Annotated in this window: 22 protein-coding genes and 1 pseudogene; 13 read left to right on the forward strand and 10 right to left on the reverse strand. The window is 62.1% G+C overall.

The annotated features are described in order from the left end of the window. Positions 1 to 51: 51 nt before the first annotated feature. Positions 52 to 1,230, reverse strand: a complete 1,179-nt coding sequence (locus V1288_RS27165) for a patatin-like phospholipase family protein (RefSeq protein WP_334359950.1) — start codon at positions 1,228 to 1,230, stop codon at positions 52 to 54. A 215-nt stretch (positions 1,231 to 1,445) separates the two neighbouring features. Between V1288_RS27165 and tgt the strand changes: the two genes are divergently transcribed. After that, positions 1,446 to 2,594: a tRNA guanosine(34) transglycosylase Tgt gene (tgt, locus tag V1288_RS27170; protein ID WP_334359951.1), complete on the forward strand. Its 1,149-nt coding sequence runs from the start codon at positions 1,446 to 1,448 to the stop codon at positions 2,592 to 2,594. A gap of 242 nt (positions 2,595 to 2,836) precedes the next feature. On the opposite strand, the gene V1288_RS27175 is transcribed toward tgt, so the two are convergent. Continuing rightward, complete coding sequence (locus tag V1288_RS27175) at positions 2,837 to 3,292, reverse strand: GNAT family N-acetyltransferase (RefSeq protein WP_334359952.1); 456 nt, start codon at positions 3,290 to 3,292, stop codon at positions 2,837 to 2,839. 175 nt (positions 3,293 to 3,467) lie between these two features. On the opposite strand from V1288_RS27175, the pseudogene V1288_RS27180 reads away from it, so the two are divergent. Continuing rightward, positions 3,468 to 3,878 (forward strand): annotated as a pseudogene (locus V1288_RS27180) (helix-turn-helix domain-containing protein); the annotation flags it as partial. Between the two features lie 133 nt (positions 3,879 to 4,011). Here the strand turns inward: V1288_RS27180 and V1288_RS27185 are convergent. Further along, complete coding sequence (locus tag V1288_RS27185; RefSeq protein ID WP_334359953.1) at positions 4,012 to 4,227, reverse strand: hypothetical protein; 216 nt, start codon at positions 4,225 to 4,227, stop codon at positions 4,012 to 4,014. Between the two features lie 231 nt (positions 4,228 to 4,458). On the opposite strand from V1288_RS27185, the gene cysK reads away from it, so the two are divergent. Both cysK and V1288_RS27195 read left to right on the forward strand, forming a co-directional pair. Beyond that, positions 4,459 to 5,436 carry a cysteine synthase A gene (gene cysK / locus V1288_RS27190; protein ID WP_334359954.1) on the forward strand — a complete coding sequence of 326 codons (978 nt, stop codon included), beginning with the start codon at positions 4,459 to 4,461 and terminating at the stop codon, positions 5,434 to 5,436. A 2-nt stretch (positions 5,437 to 5,438) separates the two neighbouring features. Next, positions 5,439 to 5,678, forward strand: a complete 240-nt coding sequence (locus V1288_RS27195) for a BrnA antitoxin family protein (protein WP_334359955.1) — start codon at positions 5,439 to 5,441, stop codon at positions 5,676 to 5,678. Positions 5,679 to 5,786: 108 nt separating this feature from the next. Here the strand turns inward: V1288_RS27195 and V1288_RS27200 are convergent, their stop codons facing one another. Both V1288_RS27200 and V1288_RS27205 read right to left on the reverse strand, forming a co-directional pair. Next, positions 5,787 to 7,220, reverse strand: coding sequence for a caspase family protein (locus V1288_RS27200; protein WP_334359956.1), 1,434 nt, complete (start codon positions 7,218 to 7,220; stop codon positions 5,787 to 5,789). Between the two features lie 177 nt (positions 7,221 to 7,397). Further along, positions 7,398 to 8,276 (reverse strand): DMT family transporter, encoded by an 879-nt coding sequence (locus V1288_RS27205; RefSeq protein ID WP_334359957.1) that lies wholly within the window; start codon positions 8,274 to 8,276, stop codon positions 7,398 to 7,400. A gap of 159 nt (positions 8,277 to 8,435) precedes the next feature. On the opposite strand from V1288_RS27205, the gene V1288_RS27210 reads away from it, so the two are divergent. Together V1288_RS27210 and V1288_RS27215 are read left to right on the forward strand one after the other, a co-directional pair. Then, positions 8,436 to 8,834: a RidA family protein gene (locus tag V1288_RS27210; protein WP_334359958.1), complete on the forward strand. Its 399-nt coding sequence runs from the start codon at positions 8,436 to 8,438 to the stop codon at positions 8,832 to 8,834. 84 nt (positions 8,835 to 8,918) lie between these two features. Then, the gene (locus tag V1288_RS27215; RefSeq protein WP_334359959.1) at positions 8,919 to 9,119 is read left to right on the forward strand and encodes a hypothetical protein; all 201 of its coding nucleotides are present in this window, start codon (positions 8,919 to 8,921) and stop codon (positions 9,117 to 9,119) included. Between the two features lie 123 nt (positions 9,120 to 9,242). On the opposite strand, the gene V1288_RS27220 is transcribed toward V1288_RS27215, so the two are convergent. The 3 genes from V1288_RS27220 to V1288_RS27230 all read right to left on the reverse strand — a co-directional run bounded on the left by V1288_RS27220 (position 9,243) and on the right by V1288_RS27230 (position 10,898). Then, positions 9,243 to 9,797, reverse strand: a complete 555-nt coding sequence (locus tag V1288_RS27220; protein ID WP_334359960.1) for a hypothetical protein — start codon at positions 9,795 to 9,797, stop codon at positions 9,243 to 9,245. After that, on the reverse strand, positions 9,742 to 10,095 hold the full coding sequence (locus V1288_RS27225) for a hypothetical protein (protein WP_214490206.1): 354 nt from the start codon (positions 10,093 to 10,095) through the stop codon (positions 9,742 to 9,744). The genes V1288_RS27220 and V1288_RS27225 overlap by 56 nt, the downstream gene beginning before the upstream one ends. Before the next feature lie 203 nt (positions 10,096 to 10,298). Beyond that, positions 10,299 to 10,898: a formyltransferase family protein gene (locus V1288_RS27230; protein ID WP_334359961.1), complete on the reverse strand. Its 600-nt coding sequence runs from the start codon at positions 10,896 to 10,898 to the stop codon at positions 10,299 to 10,301. A 259-nt stretch (positions 10,899 to 11,157) separates the two neighbouring features. Here V1288_RS27230 and V1288_RS27235 point away from each other — a divergent pair, with 259 nt between their 5' ends. Continuing rightward, positions 11,158 to 11,562: a DUF5413 family protein gene (locus tag V1288_RS27235; RefSeq protein ID WP_334359962.1), complete on the forward strand. Its 405-nt coding sequence runs from the start codon at positions 11,158 to 11,160 to the stop codon at positions 11,560 to 11,562. Here V1288_RS27235 and V1288_RS27240 read toward each other — a convergent pair. Next, a complete protein-coding gene (locus tag V1288_RS27240; RefSeq protein ID WP_334359963.1) occupies positions 11,554 to 11,799 on the reverse strand; it encodes a hypothetical protein in 246 nt (81 codons plus the stop codon). The two genes, V1288_RS27235 and V1288_RS27240, sit on opposite strands and share 9 nt — an antisense overlap. A gap of 172 nt (positions 11,800 to 11,971) precedes the next feature. On the opposite strand from V1288_RS27240, the gene V1288_RS27245 reads away from it, so the two are divergent. The 6 genes from V1288_RS27245 to V1288_RS27270 all read left to right on the forward strand — a co-directional run bounded on the left by V1288_RS27245 (position 11,972) and on the right by V1288_RS27270 (position 16,469). Then, the gene (locus tag V1288_RS27245; protein WP_334359964.1) at positions 11,972 to 12,373 is read left to right on the forward strand and encodes a hypothetical protein; all 402 of its coding nucleotides are present in this window, start codon (positions 11,972 to 11,974) and stop codon (positions 12,371 to 12,373) included. A 199-nt stretch (positions 12,374 to 12,572) separates the two neighbouring features. Then, positions 12,573 to 14,894 carry a PAS domain S-box protein gene (locus tag V1288_RS27250; protein WP_334359965.1) on the forward strand — a complete coding sequence of 774 codons (2,322 nt, stop codon included), beginning with the start codon at positions 12,573 to 12,575 and terminating at the stop codon, positions 14,892 to 14,894. Positions 14,895 to 14,992: 98 nt separating this feature from the next. Further along, on the forward strand, positions 14,993 to 15,385 hold the full coding sequence (locus V1288_RS27255) for a response regulator (protein ID WP_334359966.1): 393 nt from the start codon (positions 14,993 to 14,995) through the stop codon (positions 15,383 to 15,385). A 158-nt stretch (positions 15,386 to 15,543) separates the two neighbouring features. Then, positions 15,544 to 15,747 carry a cold-shock protein gene (locus V1288_RS27260; RefSeq protein WP_334359967.1) on the forward strand — a complete coding sequence of 68 codons (204 nt, stop codon included), beginning with the start codon at positions 15,544 to 15,546 and terminating at the stop codon, positions 15,745 to 15,747. Positions 15,748 to 15,929: 182 nt separating this feature from the next. Next, complete coding sequence (locus V1288_RS27265; RefSeq protein ID WP_334359968.1) at positions 15,930 to 16,190, forward strand: hypothetical protein; 261 nt, start codon at positions 15,930 to 15,932, stop codon at positions 16,188 to 16,190. Between the two features lie 96 nt (positions 16,191 to 16,286). Next, entirely contained in the window at positions 16,287 to 16,469 is a 183-nt protein-coding gene (locus tag V1288_RS27270; protein ID WP_334359969.1) for a hypothetical protein, read from the forward strand. A 606-nt stretch (positions 16,470 to 17,075) separates the two neighbouring features. Here the strand turns inward: V1288_RS27270 and galE are convergent. Beyond that, on the reverse strand, positions 17,076 to 18,260 hold the full coding sequence (galE, locus tag V1288_RS27275) for a UDP-glucose 4-epimerase GalE (protein ID WP_334359970.1): 1,185 nt from the start codon (positions 18,258 to 18,260) through the stop codon (positions 17,076 to 17,078). Positions 18,261 to 18,534 lie beyond the last annotated feature (274 nt).

Raw genomic sequence — 18,534 nt, forward strand, 5'->3', positions numbered from 1 at the left:
TCTGGCCGAACTGGCCATATCGTCAACGGTCCAGGAAGGTCGTCGTGCGGCTCACGGAAGCGTCGAGGTCCAGGCGCGGCCGGACGCAGCCTTCTCATAGCCATGCTGATAAAGGGCGCGCATATAGGCGGTGTCGAATCCCTCTGAGGGCGACGCGGGATAGTCGCGCTCAATGTACGACAGATGGAAGCCCCACCGATTGCGCTTGGCGAAATCGTAGGTGGAAAAGATGACCGAGCGCGTCTGCGACTGGGTGATCGACGACAGGCTGCGTGAAGCGACGTCGAGCGTGCTGTTGGACACGAGCTCAAAAGTTCGTTCGAGCTTCTTGTTGACGAGGATGTAGATGTTCATCCGGCTGTTTCCGGGCAGACGTCCCTGGAAGAGCAGGGCATCCGGCAGCGTCAGGACCGGAGCGGTCACGCCGCCGTCGACATGCATCTCCTCAAAGCGCCGGCCCTGGCCCTCGGCTTCGATCAGGATGGGCGGGAAGACCAGGGGAATGCTGGCGGAGGCGGCCATCACGTCGCGAAACAGGCGCAGCGCCTCGGGCGAACCGACCGCGGCGATTTTCCCCATGTCCCAAACGACCGTGCGTTGGGTGTCGAGATCGGTCGTCACCACGAGCAGTTTTCGGCCCTTGGCATTTTCGTGTGCAACGGCGGCCAGGATCTCCGGCCCGACATAGCGGGCCACCAGCTCGCGCAGTCGCTTATTGCCGAACAGGCCGGATCCGAAGAGCACGCGGATGATGCTGGGATCATTGAGCAGGCTCTCCGCTATGCCGCTGGTGTAGACCTCCCTCAGCGTGTCGTCGTATTGGGATCCGAGAAATGCAAAGGGCGCAATCAGGCCGCCGGTGCTTACGCCTGAGACGACCGAGAAGATCGGGCGGGAGCCGGCCGCGGTCCAGCCGTTCAACACGCCCACGCCATAGGCACCATCGGCGCCGCCGCCGGAGAGCGCGAGATAGGTCTTGGTTGAGGAGGGGGCGTCTTTCTCGAAACGGAATTTTGTGACGGGTTCGTCAGTGTAGCGCCGCAGGCCGTCAATATCCAGCACGCGCGAGTCAGAGGCATCCGCGGCGCTGTAGGGCGTCCGCGGCAGGGACGTGCAGGCGGCTAGCGCGAGGCTGCACAGCAGGATGGCTGATCCGAGCAGGCGTGAGCCTGTCTTCCTGATCCGGCCGTCGGAGAGGATTGATCCTGTCAGGAAAGTGCGGAAGGGCATTCGCCGTCTGTCATCGTACACGCACTTGCCGCCGCCGGCCTCATCGCCCGCAGCGTCCCGTGCTGCCTGTTCATAAAACTATACGGTATCGTTTCATTCAACAAGCAAAACCTGAGGCTCGGGCGGCTCAATTGTGTCCGGCGTGGGGCGCGGGCTGCTTCGAAGCGCGCACTGGGCGGTTGATTGGCCGTTCTCGACACGCAATAAGCAGCGCCATGAGTCTTCCCAATCATTTCGAATTGCTCGCCACCGATGGTCCTGCCCGCACCGGCCGCCTGACCACGCCGCACGGCGTGGTCCGCACACCCGCCTTCATGCCGGTAGGCACGGCGGGGGCAATGAAGGGCATGCACTGGCGCGAGGTACGCGATGCCGGCACCGATATCGTGCTCGGCAACACCTATCATTTGATGCTGCGGCCTGGCGCCGAGCGGATCGCCGCGCTCGGCGGCCTGCAGGCCTTCACCGGCTGGAACGGGCCGATGCTGACGGATTCCGGCGGCTTCCAGGTGATGTCGCTGTCGGACCTGCGCAAGGTCAGCGAGAAGGCCGTGACCTTTCGCTCGCATATCGACGGCGCCAAGGTCGAGCTGTCGCCGGAGCGCTCGATCGAGGTGCAGCGGCTGCTGGGTTCTGACATCGCGATGCAGATGGACGAGTGCGTGCGGCTTTCGCCGGAACGCACTAACCACGGCCTTGCGGACATCGAGCGCGCGATGCGGCTGTCGCTGCGCTGGGCGGAGCGCAGCAAGCGGGCATTCGAGACTGCGCCTGATGGTTACATGCTGTTCGGCATCGTGCAGGGCGGCGACATTCCCGAAATGCGCCACGTCAGCGCGCGCGAACTGGTCGCGATCGGTTTCCACGGCTATGCGATCGGCGGGCTTGCGGTCGGCGAGCCGCAGGCGGTGATGCTGGCGATGATCGAGGAAACCGCACCGGCGCTGCCGGCCGATCGCCCGCGCTACCTGATGGGCGTCGGCACGCCGGAGGATCTGCTGGAAAGCGTGGCGCGCGGCATCGACATGTTCGACTGCGTGATGCCGACCCGGAACGGGCGTCACGGCATGGCGTTCACCCGCTTCGGCCAGATCAATCTGCGCAACGCCCGCCACGCCGACGATCCGCGGCCGCTCGACGAAGAAAGCGAGTGGCCCTCGGCGCGCGACATTTCGCGCGCCTATTTGCATCATCTGGTCAGGTCGGGCGAAACACTCGGCGCGATGCTGCTGTCGGAAATCAACGTGGCCTATTACCAGCACTTGATGCGGGGCATGCGCGACGCGATTTCACGGGGAATTTTTGCCAGCTTCCGCGAACGTACGCGCGCCGACTGGACGAAGGGCGATATACCGCCGCGCTAGGGTTCGGCTTCCGTTGGCGATCGATGCAAGATTGCCAGGCACGAATACAGAATGATTATAGGTAGGCCCGACTAAGCCACCGATTTACCTCCTGTACTCCACCATTCACTCTCGGGTGGCTCATTCCAAATACTCCAAATGGACTGGGCTATCAGCGGTGAACGCGTCTGATAGCAGTAAGTCAAGAAGACGTGGCGCTATGGCATCAACTCGCCGGGCGGCAAGAACGCAAGCCTTGGTCCCTACAGCGGCGTACCGCGAGGGCGCAAACGCATTCTTAGATGCGGAACTCCCACATCGTCGTATGGCTCGCCATCGCGTACGAATCCGAAATGCGAATAGAATTTTTCCAGATATAGTTGCGCACCAATGACGATATCGCACGACTCTTCTCCAAGGTGCGCGAGACTCCTTTGCACGAGTTCCTTCCCAAGTCCCGTTCCCCGATATTGCTTTGAAACGACTACTCTGCCCAATGACGCAAAAGCGCTCTGCTCGGAAGGCCAGGTACATCGAGCATAAGCGACAAACTCTGCGCCTGTTTTTGCCAGCAAATGCGACGCCGTCTGGTCAGCAAAATCCAAGTCCGAGTAGGGCGACTGCTGCTCGACCACCAGTATCTCCTGTCGCAACGCAAGCATGGAGTACAGTTCCTGTGAACCGAATTCGCCAAAGCGATACCAACGGAATTCTATCAAGCTACCCTCCTCTGTTTTCAAAGCTGACGAAATCTAATGTGCGCAGTCACCCGAAACATAGATGGGCAGGAAGTAGCACCAGGAGCGCGCGATGGCTCGCCGCAATCGGACTCGGTCGTTGGGAAGAACCAGGGTTGGCAAGCTGGACATAGCAACCTGCGAGAGAGGGTGCGTGGCAGCGGCGGCTGAGCGCGCTGGATTTCGGCCGTGCTTGCGGTGCAGGCCAGAGACGGCGCCATTCTCTCCGGCATGGAAGGGCTCACGAACGACCGTTGAGCGCGCGGTGCGATTGATCGGCAACGGCGCACTCGATCATGCGTCGGTTGAAGCGCTCGCGGATCGCGTCGGAGTCGGGACGCGGCATCTATGTCGATTGTTCGACAAGTATCTCGGCGCCAGTCCCAGTCAGATTGCCAAGACTGCGCGTGTGCAGCGGGCCAAGCGACTTCTGAACGATACCAAATTGCCAATGATCGAGATTGCATCGCGATCTGGGTTCGGCAGCTTGCGCCGATTCAATGCCGTTTTTGTTGAGGTATACAAGCGCTCCCCATCCAGGATTCGACGGGTGCAACGGAATGGCTAGAAAATTTCGGACCAAAAACAAACGCGCGCCGGGTAGGCGCGCGGTGACATCGCTTCACGCTAGAATCTATTTTTAATTTGACGCGTTTTCTTCACGCGAACCGGGAGCCACTTCGCTCGAAAACGCTATGCCGTCAATTACAGGCGAACCTCTTGATCGAATGTTTGGTCACGAATCCGTAACCGCAGGTATCGCAGGTCCAGAGATAGCTGATCACGTTGTCGTTGAGGTAGGCAGAAGCTTCCGCAGCCACCATGGTATCGGCGCACACCGGGCACGTCGGCAAATCACAGCCGCGCGGATCGGGTCTGGACGCTACGGTCGACAGGATTTCAGCAATAGCTGGCATCGTGACCTCCTTGCGCTCCGAACCTCAGGCTCAGCTCACGACGAAAGTATACACCAAAATCTTTGACGATGTCGCAACACAAATGCGTTGATTTCGCGATATTTGGCGACGTTCTTGTTTTGCAATGCAGCGAATTCTTCGCCTTCGCGATTTCGCCTTGCGCATCAATGCGGGCGCCTCCTAAGTAGGGCGAGCCGCAATTCCCGCACATGATCGTACAGGGGTGTTGAGATGGATGCGTCGTCAGCCGCGAGTGCAGTGCAACGTCCGGGGCGGGGCCGGGTTTTCGACTCCATCGTCGATGCGATCGGCGACACGCCGATCGTCCGCTTGCGCAAATTGCCGGAGGCGCACGGTGTTAGCGCAACCATCCTCGCCAAGCTCGAATATTTCAATCCCGCCGCGAGCGTCAAGGACCGCATCGGCGCGGCGATGGTGATCGCGATGGAGAAGGCCGGCGTGATCAATGCCGACACCGTGCTGATCGAACCGACGTCAGGCAATACCGGCATCGCGCTGGCCTTTGTCGCAGCCTCGCGCGGCTACCGGCTGAAACTGGTGATGCCGGAATCGATGTCGATCGAGCGGCGCAAGATGCTGGCTTTCCTCGGCGCCGAGATCATCCTGACGCCGGCCGCCCAGGGCATGAAGGGCTCGATCGCGACCGCGGAGGAACTGGTGCGGTCCACGCCCAACGCCGTGATGCCGCAGCAGTTCAAGAACCTCGCCAACCCCGAAATTCACCGCCGCACCACCGCCGAAGAAATCTGGAACGACACCGGCGGCAATATCGATTTCTTCGTCGCAGGCGTCGGCACCGGCGGCACCATTACCGGCGTCGGGCAGGTGCTTAAACCCCGCAAGCCATCGTTGCGGATCGTCGCCGTCGAGCCGGAGGAAAGCCCGGTGCTGTCGGGCGGGCAGCATACGCCGCACAAGATTCAGGGCATCGGCGCCGGCTTCGTGCCGGACATCCTGGATCGGTCTGTTATCGACGAGATCGTCAAGGTCAACGGCCCGACGGCGATCGAGATGTCGCGCGCGCTGGCGCGCATGGAGGGCATTGCCGGCGGCATCTCCTCGGGGGCTGCGATCGAAGCGGCGCTTGCGATTGGCAAGCGTCCCGAGAGTGCCGGCAAGACCATTCTGGCCGTCGTGCCATCGTTCTCCGAACGGTATTTGTCGACGGCGTTATTTGAAGGAATTTAGCGATGGCAGATCAACCGCGGCGGCCGAGAACCCTCAACGACGCACGCACCGAGGCCGAGGCCGCGTTCAAGCGCGCCACCGCCAAGGTCGCGGTAGCGCCGGCCAAACCAGCCACTGTTCCCGGCGTTCGCGAGCAGGTCACCTTGCGCATTGACCAGGACGTGCTGGAATGGTTTCAGGAGGGCGGTCCAGGCTGGCAGGATCGCATCAACGAGGCGTTGCGAAAGGCCGCCGGCAAGTAAGAACGCGACACGCAGCACGCCGCAACCCAGCGTCGATTTGCGAAGTGCCAAATGAAAAGGCCCGGGGATTGCCCCGGGCCTTTTGTTCGCTGATGTGTTCGTTCGCCGTCAGCGCAGCATGCCACCGACTACGCCGCCGATGAAGCGACCGGCGCCGGCTGGATCAGGACCGCTGTTGTTATACTGGCGCTGCGGCGGCGCCTGCTGGGGTTGTGACTGTGCCTGGCCGCTGCTGGGGGCGGGGGCGCGGCGCTTGGGAGCGGGCCGCTCCTCGTCGGAACTCGCGGTCGGCGCGGCTGCGACGATCTCGGTCAGCAACGCCTTGTGCTGCAGCTTGTTGAGGTAGCCGCTCTTGGGATAGCCGCGCGCGGCCTGCCAGCGCGCAATTACGGCACGGGTCGACTGGTCGAATTGGCCGGTGGCCTTGGTGTCGAAGCCGAGGCCGGTGAGGCGGCGCTGCACGTCGCGGCGCTGGCCCTTATCGAGGCCGATCTGATCCTCGGTGGTCTGGTTCGCTTCCTCCTTGAAGGTTGCGGGATCGATACCGGTGCTCAGGTTGCGGGTGGCATTAGCGTCCTTGGCACCGTTCTCCAGCGAGGCAATGCGCGACAAAGCCAGCGAGCGGAATTGACCGTTGGGATAGCTGGCCAGATAGGCGTTGAGCTCTTCCGGCTTGTTGGAATCCTTGATCGAGCGCCAGAACTCCAGTTCCACGTCCGACGCCTTTGAGGTGGATCCCGTCGGCGCTGCAGCCGCCACGGCGCCGGGCGCAGGCGCGCCGTTCAGGTAGACCGAGCCGATCAGGTTGGTGTGACCCCAAGGCAGTTGTCCCTTGTTGGTCTCCTCATTGACCTGCGCGCGGACCTTGGTCATCGCCTGCTGGATCTCGACTCCGGGCTGGGTGAGGTTGGCGAGCAGGGCGCGCGTGAACGGACTGTTGTTGCCTTCCTGGCCGTCGAGCGCGGTCTGGCCCGGGCCGGTCGCGAACGCGATCAGCGTGCCCTCGCCGGATTTCATTTCGGCAAGGCCGGTCTGCACGTTGACGCTGCGGGTCGCGGAGTTCGACTTGATCTTGGCCGCAAACGGATTGTCGCGGCAGGCATCGAGGAACACCAGCTTGACCTTGGCGTCGCCCATGGTCTGCTCGAGCGTGAGGTCGATATTGATCGCGGCGCCCAGCTTGACGTCCATTTCGGATTTGATGTCGGCGTCGATCGGCAACAGATAGTTGGTGCCGGAGATGGCGATGCCGTGACCGGCGTAGAAGAACAGCGCGACGTCGGCGCCCTGCGCCTTCTTGCCGAAGTCGAGCAGCCGTTCGGTCATCTTGTCGCGCGTGAGATTGGAGCCCTCGACCACTTCGAATCCGACATTGCGCAAGGCCGCGGCCATCGCCTTCGCATCGACCGATGGGTTCGGCAGCGGGGCGACGTTCTTGTAGGCGCCGTTACCGACGACGAAGGCAACACGCTTCTCGGCGCTGGCGGTACCAGCCGTGAAGATCAGGCCGATCACAGCCAGGACGAGGGTTGGGTAGCGCATCAGGAAATCCCCCTGCAGAATCAAATAAAGGCTTTGGTTGTAACGCTGGCTGGACATTACAAAAAATCCGCCACTTCGCGCCACAAAAAAGCAGGCGAAACAACCAAATTGGAGCCATCCGTTACCTTTGCACCACGCTGCGTCGCGTGATCCAGATCACAGCCCGGCAAATAAAATTCAATTTCGGGCGGATGCCTTAGTCGAAGGATTCGGTTTCAGGTTCAACAGATTGCCGGTGAGGATCAGCGCGGCGCCGAGCACGGTGAACAGATCGAGCCGTTCCGAATAGATCAGCCAGCCGGCGGCGGCGCTCAGGGGAACCCGCAGAAAATCCATCGGGATCACCACGGTGGCATCGGCATGCAGCATCGCGCGCGCCATGCAGTAGTGAGAGAACGTGCCGCAAAACGCGATCACCACGACCCAGCCCCAGAGATGGGTCGGCGGCCACGTCCAGACATAGAGCGCGGGAAGGAGACCTGCCGCCGATTGCACCACCAGCATCCAGAACATGATCGAGAGCGTCTGCTCGGTCCGGGTGAGCGATTTGACCATCGCGACCGATACGCCGAAGCCGACTGCGGCGCCCAGCGCGATCAACTGCCCCGGATCTACCTCGCTGGTGGCGGGGCGAACGATCATGACGACGCCGACGATACCGAGCACGATCGCGGCGATCTTCCAGATTGTCATGCGCTCGCCGAGAAAGGTCGCGGCGAGGATCGCGGTCCAGATCGGCATGGTGAATTCGATGGCCACCACCTGGCCGATCGGAATCAATGTGAGTGCAAAGAACCAGCCGAGCCCCGCACCGTAATGAATGAGGTTGCGCGCCACGTGCTGCGGCAGTCGTGTCGTCTTCATCGCGGCAAATCCGCCCGCGGCGCGGATCAGCGGGTACAGCATCAGAAAGCCGAGGATCGAGCGCATCTCCAGGAGCTGGAACACGTTGATCTCGCGCGCCGCCTCGCGTCCGGCGACCGCAATGATCAGCATCAGGCTGAGCCAGCCGGCCATCCACAGCGCGGCCAGGGTTTTGGATTGTGTGCGGTTCATTCGGCGGGCGCGGGGTTGGGGAAGGCCGGTATCGGCGAGTGTTGCGTGATTTGCAACGTGCAAATGCGCCGGGGCAGCGATGCGCGGCGTCACAATTTCGCTGTGGGAGTGGCTGCCGGTTCAATGCTAAGAGCGGCGGACTCAAGGAGGAAACTGCGCATGCGTGTCTTGCAACCGGCCGAATGGTCGAAACCCCGCGGCTTCTCGCACGGCGTCGAGGTCGACGGCCCTGGCAGATGGATCGTGCTGGCCGGCCAGACCGGCGGCGACGAGAAGGGCGATTATGCCCCTGACATGGCCGCCCAGGTCGGCACGGCGCTGAGGCGCATCGTCAAGCTGCTCGGCGAGGCCGGCGCGGGACCAGAGCACATCGTCCGCCTGACCTGGTACCTGACCAGCCGCAGCGAATACGAAGCCGCAGGAGCCGGCATCGGTGCAGCCTGGAAGGAAACGCTCGGGCGCAATTTCCCGCCATCGACGCTGCTCTACATCGACGGGCTGGTCGACGTCAGGGCCAAGGTCGAAATCGAAGTTACCGTCTTCGTGCCGAAGGCGTGACGAGGCGTAAGCAGACATCAGAAGTGCCCGGCGCTACCAGCCTCAACAAGCGCGCCGGAAAAGACAAAAGGATACCGTAAGCCCATGACCACTCGATCGACCTCTGCAGATTTCGTGACCGCCTTCGCAACCGGCTGGCCCGAGCACCAGCCCGACATCATGGTGCTGTCGCTGACCACGCACCGGGGCGTGCAGGATTTTGCGTTCAACAGGGAGCAGGCCTTGTTGATCGCCAAGACGATCAAGGAGACCGCGGCGAAACTCGAGAAGCCGAAGACGAGTTAGCGCGACTCCTCAACCGTCATCGCCCGCGAAAGCGGGCGGTGAAGTATTCCAGAGATGTTATGGCCTGAAACGCCAGGGCGCGGCGTACTGGGTACCGCGCTTTCGCAGGGTACGACAGCCGGCCTATTTCGACAGCGTGATACTGGCTGCGCGGAACTGGCTGTCGGCCTTCATGACGATGTGTTGCTTGTTGCCGGTGGTCTTCAGCGCGATGTTGGCGCCGAAGCCCGCCGCCTGGGCGATCACCTGAAAGCTGCCGTTGGCGCCACGGCCCTGGATGTTACCGCCGACATTCCGGCTGGTCTCACTCCAGGTGCCGCTGACTTCGCCGCCCGCTGCGATCACCGCCGCCTGCAGGTTGAACCGATAGGCGTCGCTGGCGCAGGTGAGGCTCATATCCATGCTGGCGCCGATCACCTTGTAGACCGCCCGGCAGCGGATGCGCTCGCTCGAACCGTCGTCCAGCGTCACGGTGCCCGGGCCGGACCATGTGCCGGCCATGCCGGCGAACGCACTGGACTGGGCGTAGCCCGTGGAGGCCGCAAAGATCGTCAAAAAAAACGCGACGGCTGCGAATGTCAGCCGCCGCGCTTTGGCGAAAAATTCTGAAATCTGGCTTGCCTTACTGACGGGACGCTTCCCATCGACCGCTGCACGCGACACCAGCTGAAGCCCCATTCCATTTCCCCGATCCGGAGTTGCCACTGAGTTGACCGTTCGCATATGCACCATTGATCGAGACTCGCACAAGTCCCCCGCTGCCGACGCTGCCGGACACCGGGCCGCCCGAAATCTTGCCGTCGGCGACATTCACGGTCGAGGTAGTCTGCGCATCGCAACTGCCCGTTTTTGTGACAACGGTAACCTGCCAAAGGCCGTCATAGGGCGACTGGGCGGAGGCCGGAGCGGCGGCCAAGGTCGCGGCTGAGGCAAGAAACGAAGCAAACAAAATGTCGCTGATGCGATTGGCGCGCATGGATCAAATCCTTGAGATGTGTGTGATGACGCGCCTTATCTGGTCACAATGTGTCCAAACTTGGGTGCGTCGCAACACTGTGGAAAGTTCCCGGGATTTCAAACACATCAAGGTGAATCCGGTTCCGGGCGGGGAACGAAAAAATCCGCCATTTTGATGCAAGTTCGGCGCAAATGGGACGGCTCGAGGTATTTTAGTAAGGGTCAGTGCTTGCCGTCGGACAGGCTCGGCGCTTGGGTCGCGAATTCTTCCTCTTGGGGCGTGGAGGGAAGGTTGTTGTGGGTCCTGGCGTGGAAGATGACGTCAGCGAGCAGTTTCTGGCCCAGCGGGGCCAGCGCGCGCTCCCAGAGCTCGCGCGCGGTCTCTCCCTTCTTGACGAACACCCACTCCTGCGCGGCGATGGCGCCGGCGTCCATGCGGTCGGCGAGGTGATAGACGGTGCCGCCTGCGATCGGATCCTCCTCCATGATGGTCCATTCGACCGCGGCGATGCCGCGATGCCGGGGCAAAAGCGAGGGGTGATAGCCGATACCGCCGAGTTTGGCGGTGGCCAGTGCTTCCCGTGTGACGCGGGCATGGCTGTGCGCGGTCACGATCAGGTCGGTATTGGGCGCGACTTCTGGCGCGGCCACGCGCTTCGGATCGGCCTGCACGACGACCTCGATCCCGGCGGCCTGCGCGGTGGCGGCAAGCCGGTCCTCGCCATCGTGGACGACAACGCGGACGATATCGATCCCGTGTTGGCGCAACGTGTTGAATGTCGTCACGCCGAAATGGCGGGAACCGACCAGTGTGATCCGCATGTGTTCTGTCCGTCGTTAGTCAGGCCGGTATGCCGATAGCACACCATGGCTGCCCGTTTCGACGCTGCGGCTGCGGCTTTTGGGTTATCAACAGGGCTAGCACTCGATCGCCCAGCTCGGGTAGGGCGGTCTCGCCCGGGACGGACCGGCTGCAAATTGACGCGGCCGACGGCGCCAGCCAGCGTGAGTGGCGTCACGTCGGCAAGAATGACGCGGCGCTACGGTTCGGGCCAACGCCGGCAACCAAGGGACCGCCAGCATGAAACGCTTTTTGATCTTTGCCGCCGTCGCGCCGCCGCTCGGCTTCGTCGTCGCGTTCTGGGTGATGCTGCAGATTGCCAATTGGCTTGCGGGCAGCCCGAACACCTTCGATGTCGCCCAAATCATGATGCTGCCGACGATATATCTGGTCGGGCTGATCCCGGCGCTATTGGCCGCGTGGTTCGACCATGCGCTGGCAAAACACAACGTCTCGTATCGTATCGCGCTCACGGCGCTGTTCGGCTACGCGATCAGCTACCTGCCGCTGGCAGCAACGGCTTGGATAGGCTTCGGCCACAGGCCGGGTGTCCTGCTGTGCGGGCTCATCGGCGCGGTGCCGTCGGCGGTGTGTTCGTGGCTGGCGGCGGAGCGGCATTCGCCTGACCTTGTTCTGTCACCATGACAGGATTCGCAGCTCCGGCCGGGAGTAGGGCGGGATCGGTTGCTGGACCGGTCCGGATTGCTGTTCGGCCGCCATCCGCAGTCGCGCCCGCAGGTCGGCGCTGCACTGCTTCATCTGGTTGCGCAACTCGCGCCGGCTGAAAGTGGTGAGGGAGGGATCGCCGAGCTGCTGCCAGGCAGCGCGCAGCCATTGCTGCAGGGCGCGGATATCGGAATCGAGGACCTCAGGCTGGTTCATGCCGCCGGAATCTCAAGACGTGATCGCGCCACGATTAGGTCTGATTCTCTTACCGACGCCTACTCCGTAGCAGGACGGACGGCAGGAAAAACCGAGGCCCGGAAGGGACCTGGACGCAAGGGAACGCGTGCCCCACATGATCGTTGCATGAGTGCCTCCTGGAGAGACCTCGATGTCCCGCAATCCGGCGCTTGTTCTCTTCATGGCGCTCGCCCTGATCGCCCCCACCAAGGCATTCGCACAATTGACGCCGCCGGCCGGCTCGGCCGGCGCCGGCAATTCGCCGATATCAGGCGTGCCGTTCGGTCCGGCCAATCCCAGGGCACTCTCCGACCCCAGCGGCATCGGCAACGCCGCAAGCACCCCGCCGTTGCGCCCCAATCCTCCACCGCCGGCCGTCTCCTACGGCGCGGTCGATACGCCAGCGCCGCGCGCACGCGTGGTGACGCCGCCCTATGCCGGCGCCTCGCAGCGGATCATCGGCCCGCGTCAGGCTTACCCGCGAAAACCGCCGGTTCGGCGGCGGGCGCGACCGGAGGTGAGTTCGTTCACGGGGATCTGCCGGGGATGCTAGCGGTCAAACTGCGATCCACCCCGCCAGCAGCAACCGCGCGAGGAGACGGACGTTTCGTCGCCCGGCCTTCGCGAGGAACAATTTTCCCTCCTCCAACTTATGCAAAGTCAAGCTCAGCGGTCATGCGTGTTCATCGTGCATGTGCTGATGCCGAGTATCGTGTGACGCAAAATTTGCCCTTGAGGCGGGGATGGCGGGAATGAACATCCAGCAACGGACGGCCAAGACTCTCTCTCCGCCAGGCCGGTCCGCCTCCCCCGACGTCGCCCGAGCGCCTCGCCAAGAGCACGAAGACAGGCCGGCTATCACCTACGAACATGTCGGCGTGGGCATCGTCGAGATCGATCAGACCGGGCGCATGTTACGCGTCAACCAAAAGGCCTGCGAGCAGGTGGGACGCGAAGCGGCCGATCTGCTTGGCCGCTCGATCTTTGACGCGACCTCGCCACAGGACGTCGCGCAGGATCTCAGGCAGTTCAGGCGACAGATCGCGGGCGAAATCGATCGCTACACCATCGAAAAGCGTCTCGCCCGCAAGGACGGCTCATACTTCTGGGCCGAGGTTACGTCCTCGAGCGTTCGCGATGCATCGGGAAATTTTCTGTGCGCGGTGCGCGTTCAGCATGACATCAGCGCCCGCAAGGAAACCGAACAGGCACTGGCGCGCCGCGGTGAGGAGCAGGCGGCCCTGTTCCGGTTCTCAGAGAGGCTGCAATCCGCCGCGTCACTGCCAGACGTTTACGACGCTGGCCTCGACGCCATCCTCGCAGCGTTCGCCTGCGAGCGTGCCTCCATTCTACTGAGCGACGACAGCGGCGTTATGCGCTTTGTCGGCTGGCGGCGCCTGTCGGACGGGTACCGCCACGCCGTTGAAGGCCATTTTCCATGGTCCAGGGATGAAGCAAATCCGCGCCCGATCTATTTCGAGGACATCGCCAAGGCCGATCTTTTCGGTGCGATCAAGGAAACGATTGCGCAAGAACGCATCGCAGCCGTCGCCTTCATTCCGATCCTGATTGGCGGCCGGCTCGCCGGGAAATTCATGGCCTATTACGACAGGCCGCATCGCTTCGCCGAACCGGAGATCAACGTCGGGCTGACGCTGGCGCGGCAACTGGGCTTCGGCATCGCGAGATTGCGAACGGAACAGGCGCGGTGCGCCGCCGAAGATCGCGCGCAGCTACTCGTGTCCATCGTGGAATCCTCCGATGATGCGATCATCAGCAAGGATCTGGACGGGATCATCCGGACCTGGAATTCAGGCGCCGAGCGGTTGTTCGGCTATTCGGCCGGCGAGGCCATCGGCAAGCCCGTGACCATTCTTTTTCCGCCAGGACGCGAAGACGAGGAGCCCGAAATCCTCGCGCGTATCCGGCGTGGCGAGCGCATCGACCATTATGAAACCGTTCGCCGGCGAAAGGACGGCAGCCTTTTCGAGATTTCGCTGACCGTCTCACCCGTGCGCGACGGCGAGGGACGCATCGTCGGCGCATCTAAGATCGCCCGCGACATCAGCGATCGCAAGGAAGCCGAACGCAAGCTGCGCGAGAGTGAGCAGCGTCTCACGGAACTGCTCGCGGCGATTCCGGCCGCGATTTACACGACCGACGCGCAGGGGAAAATTACCTATTTCAACCAGGCGGCGGTCGAATTCTCGGGCCGGACGCCCGAGCTCGGCAGCGACGAATGGTGCGTCACGTGGAAGCTGTTCATGCCGGACGGCACGCCGCTTCCGCACGACCAGTGCCCGATGGCGGTTGCGCTCAAGGAAGGGCGCGCCGTCCGTGGCGCGGAGGCGGTCGCGGAGCGGCCGGACGGGACGCGGGTACCCTTTATTCCATTCCCGACGCCGCTGCGAGACTCTTCCGGCAAGGTCACCGGCGCCATCAACATGCTGGTCGATATCAGCGAGCGACGGCAGGCGGAAACCCAGCAGCGGCTTCTGCTCGATGAACTCAATCATCGCACCAAGAACAACATGCAGATGCTGCAGTCGCTGCTGTTTTCCGCCGCAAGAACGACCCGCAGCGAGGAGGCGCGGAAAGTCCTGAACGAGGCCAGCGCGCGGATCGCGGCCATGGCGGCGGCGCAGGGGGTGCTGTACGGCCGAAGCGATGCGAGCCGCTTCGCGGCGGAAGAGTTCCTGCCAGCGGTCTGCCAGACCATCCGGCAATTGCTGCCGCCGGATGCGCGAATTGAATGCGGCGCTGCGCGCGGCGTGCTTTCCAACGACGTGGCGATGCCGCTCGCGCTGATATTGAACGAGCTTCTGACAAACGCCGTGAAGCACGGCGTCAAGGATCATGCGAGGCAGGGCGTCCGGGTCAGCTTGACCAGCGAGGGCGGACGGCTGGCGCTCTGCGTCGAGGATGACGGGGAGGGGTTCGACCTCGAAGAGGTGCGCAAGACCTCGTCCGGCCTGCAGCTTGTGCTCGGCCTCGCGCGCCAGTTGCACGGAACGCTTTGCGTCACGAGAAATCCCTCGCGGGCGTGCCTCGATTTCCCCGCTGCGAAAATCTAGCACGGCAATCGATGACGCTTCGACACAGCGCAGGGCATTTGGTGTTGCCGTCCGAGCCGGATCCGAGCCCGCCGCCGCCTGTTGAAAAGGCTCGATGGATGAAAGGGAAACAAACCCCGCCGCGCATTCTCGTCGTCGAGGATGATTTTCTGATCGCCATGCAAACCGAAGTCGCGCTGACGGCTGCCGGCTTTGAGGTTGTCGGCCCGGCCACGACCGCCGAGGAAGCCGTCGCGCTGGCCCGTGAGGCGCAACCGATGCTCGCCGTGATGGATATTCGTCTCGCCAGCACCCGCGATGGCATCGATGCCGCACGGCAATTGTATCAGGACCTCGCCATTCGTTGCATCTTTGCCACCGCGCACGACGATGCGCATACGCGCGGGCGCGCCGAGCCCTATGCCCCGCTCGGATGGCTGCCGAAGCCGTACACCATGGCTTCGCTCGTGGCGGTGGTTGCCGAAGCTTTTGCGCGGCTGCGCCAGTCGTGACGGCGCAGCAGCGCGCGACTGGAAGGCCACGCGTGGTCAGTCGTGACTTGCGACCACGCCCGTGAGCCTCAGTCCCGATGGTAGTAGCGTCGCCCTTTCTTTCGCCGGATTTCTGTCACCATCTTATTCTTGTGACGAATCTATGGGGAGACATGGACGTGGCAACAGGTACGGTGAAGTGGTTCAACGCGACAAAGGGCTATGGATTTATCCAGCCCGACACTGGCGGCAAGGACGTGTTCGTCCATATCTCGGCCGTCGAGAGAGCAGGTCTCAGCAGTCTGAATGAGGGTGCGAAGGTAAGCTACGAAGTCGTGGCCAACCGCGGGAAAGAATCCGCCGAAAACCTCAGGGTAGGTTGATCGTCGTACGCCCGTGCCAGGCATTGGGCGGTCCTGCCACAAGCTTGTTCGTCTGATCTGTCGGGGTCTTTATAGACACCGGCTGAAACGGAATTTAGCCGGTAACAAGGACGGCCCCAGCCAGACCATTGTCATGAGGCCCTCAAGGCCATCAGGCAAGCATGCCGGAATGGATCGGCCTAATGCTTCAGCAGTTCGTGCTGCGTGGTTTCAATGCCGCCTACCGGACTGGCACCGATAGCATCCTTGGCATCGCCGGGCGCTTCTGGGACGTCACGCCTCCCAGGCGAGATCAGAAGCTGTTTCCGCATCTCGGCGAGGCGGGCACGGCAGTATTCGCGGTACAGGAGGTCGAATATGGCGGGCATGATCTAACCTCGTTGTTTGATCTGCACCAACAGCTCCAAGCTATCATTTTTCTTGGGGCCCAAGATGTGAGCTAGATCACAGCCTGTCTCGCTTGAACTTCCACCGGCCCCAGTGATGCGTTTTCCGGGCTCGGTGAACGCGCGCGGACGTACCCGCGGTTCAATGCTCGCATGATGCTGATCGAAGCGAACGTCGTTGGCCCGCTCAACTCGGCCGCCAGCATCGGCGCTTGGATGGCGGCTTGCCATTCCGGCAAGGCGGTGTCCTTGCTTGGGAGGCCGAAGCTATTTGATCAAGTGCGCCACCATGGCCTCACAGGCCTTCTCGGCTTCCGCAAACGTCTTAAAAGGTGATCCACCTACCCGGATGGCGGTCCTGTTGGAATTGATGGGGCGCCAGGAAGCTACAAAGCCGGGCTGCCCATGGAGTCCGGGACCACTGCGACTCTCGTTGCTGATGACAAATGAGAAGCCGCTCTCGTTTGCGCTCCATATTTCCAGCTCCTCTGTCCCGGGAGCGATGCGGCTGAAGTGCAGAGCCATTCCACCAATCCAGACAACCCTGAAACGGCTCCAGCCTGTTGGAAGCTGGAACCGTCAACCCTCGAAGGGTTTTCTTCCGGTGGGCTTTGGGGGCTAGAACCGGAAGCCATATTAGATTCATTTCGAGGCCCAACGGTTCCGTCGCTCTTGCCGTTTTTCCCGCAACTCGGAACTGTCGAGTGCCGGACAGACAGCGGCCGAAATCGAATCTTAGCTTGCCGCATGCAGGGACGGCGTACGGACGGCTTGCCCGGCATAAGACAGGACGGCCTCAGCGGTTGACTCCAACCTCCCACCCTGGGGCCGTTTCTCTGCATCACGTCGAACTATGAAAGGGTCGTTCAGTATTGCTGCCTTTGATGGCAGGATCCCAGCATAGGAGTTGATTCGATGATGCTCGAAACAATTCTGGCGATGTTAGGCCTTGTGACCTGCGCGCTGATCCTCATCGCATTCTGGGGCTCCGACCTCTTTGGAAGCCGCACGCGGAAGCGGAGTTAGCTGTCCGCACTTCTGCGGGGCGCGGCTCGACCAAGGCCTGCTGACCCAAACGGTCCTGGGTGGCGGATTTCCGCTGTTGGGGTGAGGCAGAGCCGTAGTTGCTAAGCGCTGCGTCGCGTTACCTTGTGCCAATAGTTTGCGTTCCCAAGCGAGCGCATGGCGGACGATCAGGGAAAGATCATCCCATTGAGGCCGCCAGCCTAGCAGATTGCGCATCCGCTCCGCCGACGCCACGATCTCGGCCGGATCGCCAGGCCGGCGGGCGGCAAGTTCGACGGGAAAGTCGTTTCCGGATTCGTGCCGCATGGCCTCGATCACCTGCAAGACCGAATAGCCGCGGCCGTAGCCGCAATTTAGCGTCAGGGACTCTCCGCCACCGCGCAGGTATGAAAGCGCGTTATAATGGGCGTTCACGAGGTCGCTCACGTGGATATAGTCGCGAACGCAGGTCCCGTCAGGCGTGGGGTAATCGGTGCCGAAAACCTGCATCTTCTCTCGCAGACCGACGGCGGTTTCCGCTGCAACCTTGATAAGATGCGTTGCTCCTCGCGTTGCCTGTCCAGTGCGCAGAGCAGGATCGGCGCCTGCTACGTTGAAATACCTCAAGATGACGTAGCGTAGGCCATGAGCACGTGCAGCATCACGCAGCATTGTTTCGGCCATGAATTTGGATGAGCCGTAAGGTGATACAGGCGCAATGGGGGTCTCTTCCGTGACAGGATTTGCCGGCGGATTCCCGTACACCGCAGCCGTCGACGAGAGGATAAAACGCCGCACTCCACTCCTGATTGCGATCTCGAACAGGCTTCGGGAATTTGCCGTGTTGTTGCGATAATATCGAAGCGGTTCGGCAACCGACTCCGGCACGACGACAGAACCCGCAAAATGAATGATCTCCGAAATCCCATACTTCGCGATCAGGTGCGCAACTCGTCGCTGATCTCCGATGTCCTCAACGAAAACGGAAACTCCGGATGGTATTGCCCATTCGAAGCCCGACGAAAAATCATCGATCACGATGGGCAGTTCGCCGCGATCTGCGAGTCCGTACACCATGTGGCTCCCAATGTATCCGGCACCACCGGTGATAAGGATCGCCATTACTATCGCCTTGGGAGACCTGATTTGAAACTTCGGAACAAAGTTCCCTTCAGGCGCGTTATGAAAGCCAATGCCAGGGACAACACTTGAGGTGCGCTGGGGGTTCATTCCCGATCAAGGATTTAGCTGGGTGTCGCCTGATGTGATGCAGGCGGCGGTGTCGGCCGATGGATGGCAGATCCGTCTGAGTCTCGATCCGCCGCGTGAAACTCCTCGTGCTGCCGCTCGATCGCGTTGGTGGTGGTAGCGATGTGGCGACCTCGCCGCGCGAATT

This window comes from Bradyrhizobium sp. AZCC 2176, assembly GCF_036924645.1.
Lineage (GTDB): Bacteria > Pseudomonadota > Alphaproteobacteria > Rhizobiales > Xanthobacteraceae > Bradyrhizobium.

What these genes read in the sequence shown, in the direction of transcription:
- V1288_RS27185 (WP_334359953.1), bottom strand. Translation starts at nt 4,227, where the DNA reads ATGCCAGCTATTGCTGAAATCCTGTCGACCGTAGCGTCCAGACCCGAT.
- V1288_RS27230 (WP_334359961.1), bottom strand. Translation starts at nt 10,898, where the DNA reads ATGCGGATCACACTGGTCGGTTCCCGCCATTTCGGCGTGACGACATTC.
- V1288_RS27215 (WP_334359959.1), top strand. Translation starts at nt 8,919, where the DNA reads ATGACCACTCGATCGACCTCTGCAGATTTCGTGACCGCCTTCGCAACC.
- galE (WP_334359970.1), bottom strand. Translation starts at nt 18,260, where the DNA reads ATGGCGATCCTTATCACCGGTGGTGCCGGATACATTGGGAGCCACATG.
- tgt (WP_334359951.1), top strand. Translation starts at nt 1,446, where the DNA reads ATGAGTCTTCCCAATCATTTCGAATTGCTCGCCACCGATGGTCCTGCC.
- V1288_RS27270 (WP_334359969.1), top strand. Translation starts at nt 16,287, where the DNA reads ATGATGCTGATCGAAGCGAACGTCGTTGGCCCGCTCAACTCGGCCGCC.
- V1288_RS27245 (WP_334359964.1), top strand. Translation starts at nt 11,972, where the DNA reads ATGTCCCGCAATCCGGCGCTTGTTCTCTTCATGGCGCTCGCCCTGATC.
- V1288_RS27210 (WP_334359958.1), top strand. Translation starts at nt 8,436, where the DNA reads ATGCGTGTCTTGCAACCGGCCGAATGGTCGAAACCCCGCGGCTTCTCG.
- V1288_RS27235 (WP_334359962.1), top strand. Translation starts at nt 11,158, where the DNA reads ATGAAACGCTTTTTGATCTTTGCCGCCGTCGCGCCGCCGCTCGGCTTC.
- V1288_RS27220 (WP_334359960.1), bottom strand. Translation starts at nt 9,797, where the DNA reads ATGGGGCTTCAGCTGGTGTCGCGTGCAGCGGTCGATGGGAAGCGTCCC.
- V1288_RS27255 (WP_334359966.1), top strand. Translation starts at nt 14,993, where the DNA reads ATGAAAGGGAAACAAACCCCGCCGCGCATTCTCGTCGTCGAGGATGAT.
- V1288_RS27250 (WP_334359965.1), top strand. Translation starts at nt 12,573, where the DNA reads ATGAACATCCAGCAACGGACGGCCAAGACTCTCTCTCCGCCAGGCCGG.
- V1288_RS27225 (WP_214490206.1), bottom strand. Translation starts at nt 10,095, where the DNA reads ATGCGCGCCAATCGCATCAGCGACATTTTGTTTGCTTCGTTTCTTGCC.
- V1288_RS27200 (WP_334359956.1), bottom strand. Translation starts at nt 7,220, where the DNA reads ATGCGCTACCCAACCCTCGTCCTGGCTGTGATCGGCCTGATCTTCACG.
- V1288_RS27240 (WP_334359963.1), bottom strand. Translation starts at nt 11,799, where the DNA reads ATGAACCAGCCTGAGGTCCTCGATTCCGATATCCGCGCCCTGCAGCAA.
- V1288_RS27265 (WP_334359968.1), top strand. Translation starts at nt 15,930, where the DNA reads ATGCTTCAGCAGTTCGTGCTGCGTGGTTTCAATGCCGCCTACCGGACT.
- cysK (WP_334359954.1), top strand. Translation starts at nt 4,459, where the DNA reads ATGGATGCGTCGTCAGCCGCGAGTGCAGTGCAACGTCCGGGGCGGGGC.
- V1288_RS27195 (WP_334359955.1), top strand. Translation starts at nt 5,439, where the DNA reads ATGGCAGATCAACCGCGGCGGCCGAGAACCCTCAACGACGCACGCACC.
- V1288_RS27165 (WP_334359950.1), bottom strand. Translation starts at nt 1,230, where the DNA reads ATGCCCTTCCGCACTTTCCTGACAGGATCAATCCTCTCCGACGGCCGG.
- V1288_RS27205 (WP_334359957.1), bottom strand. Translation starts at nt 8,276, where the DNA reads ATGAACCGCACACAATCCAAAACCCTGGCCGCGCTGTGGATGGCCGGC.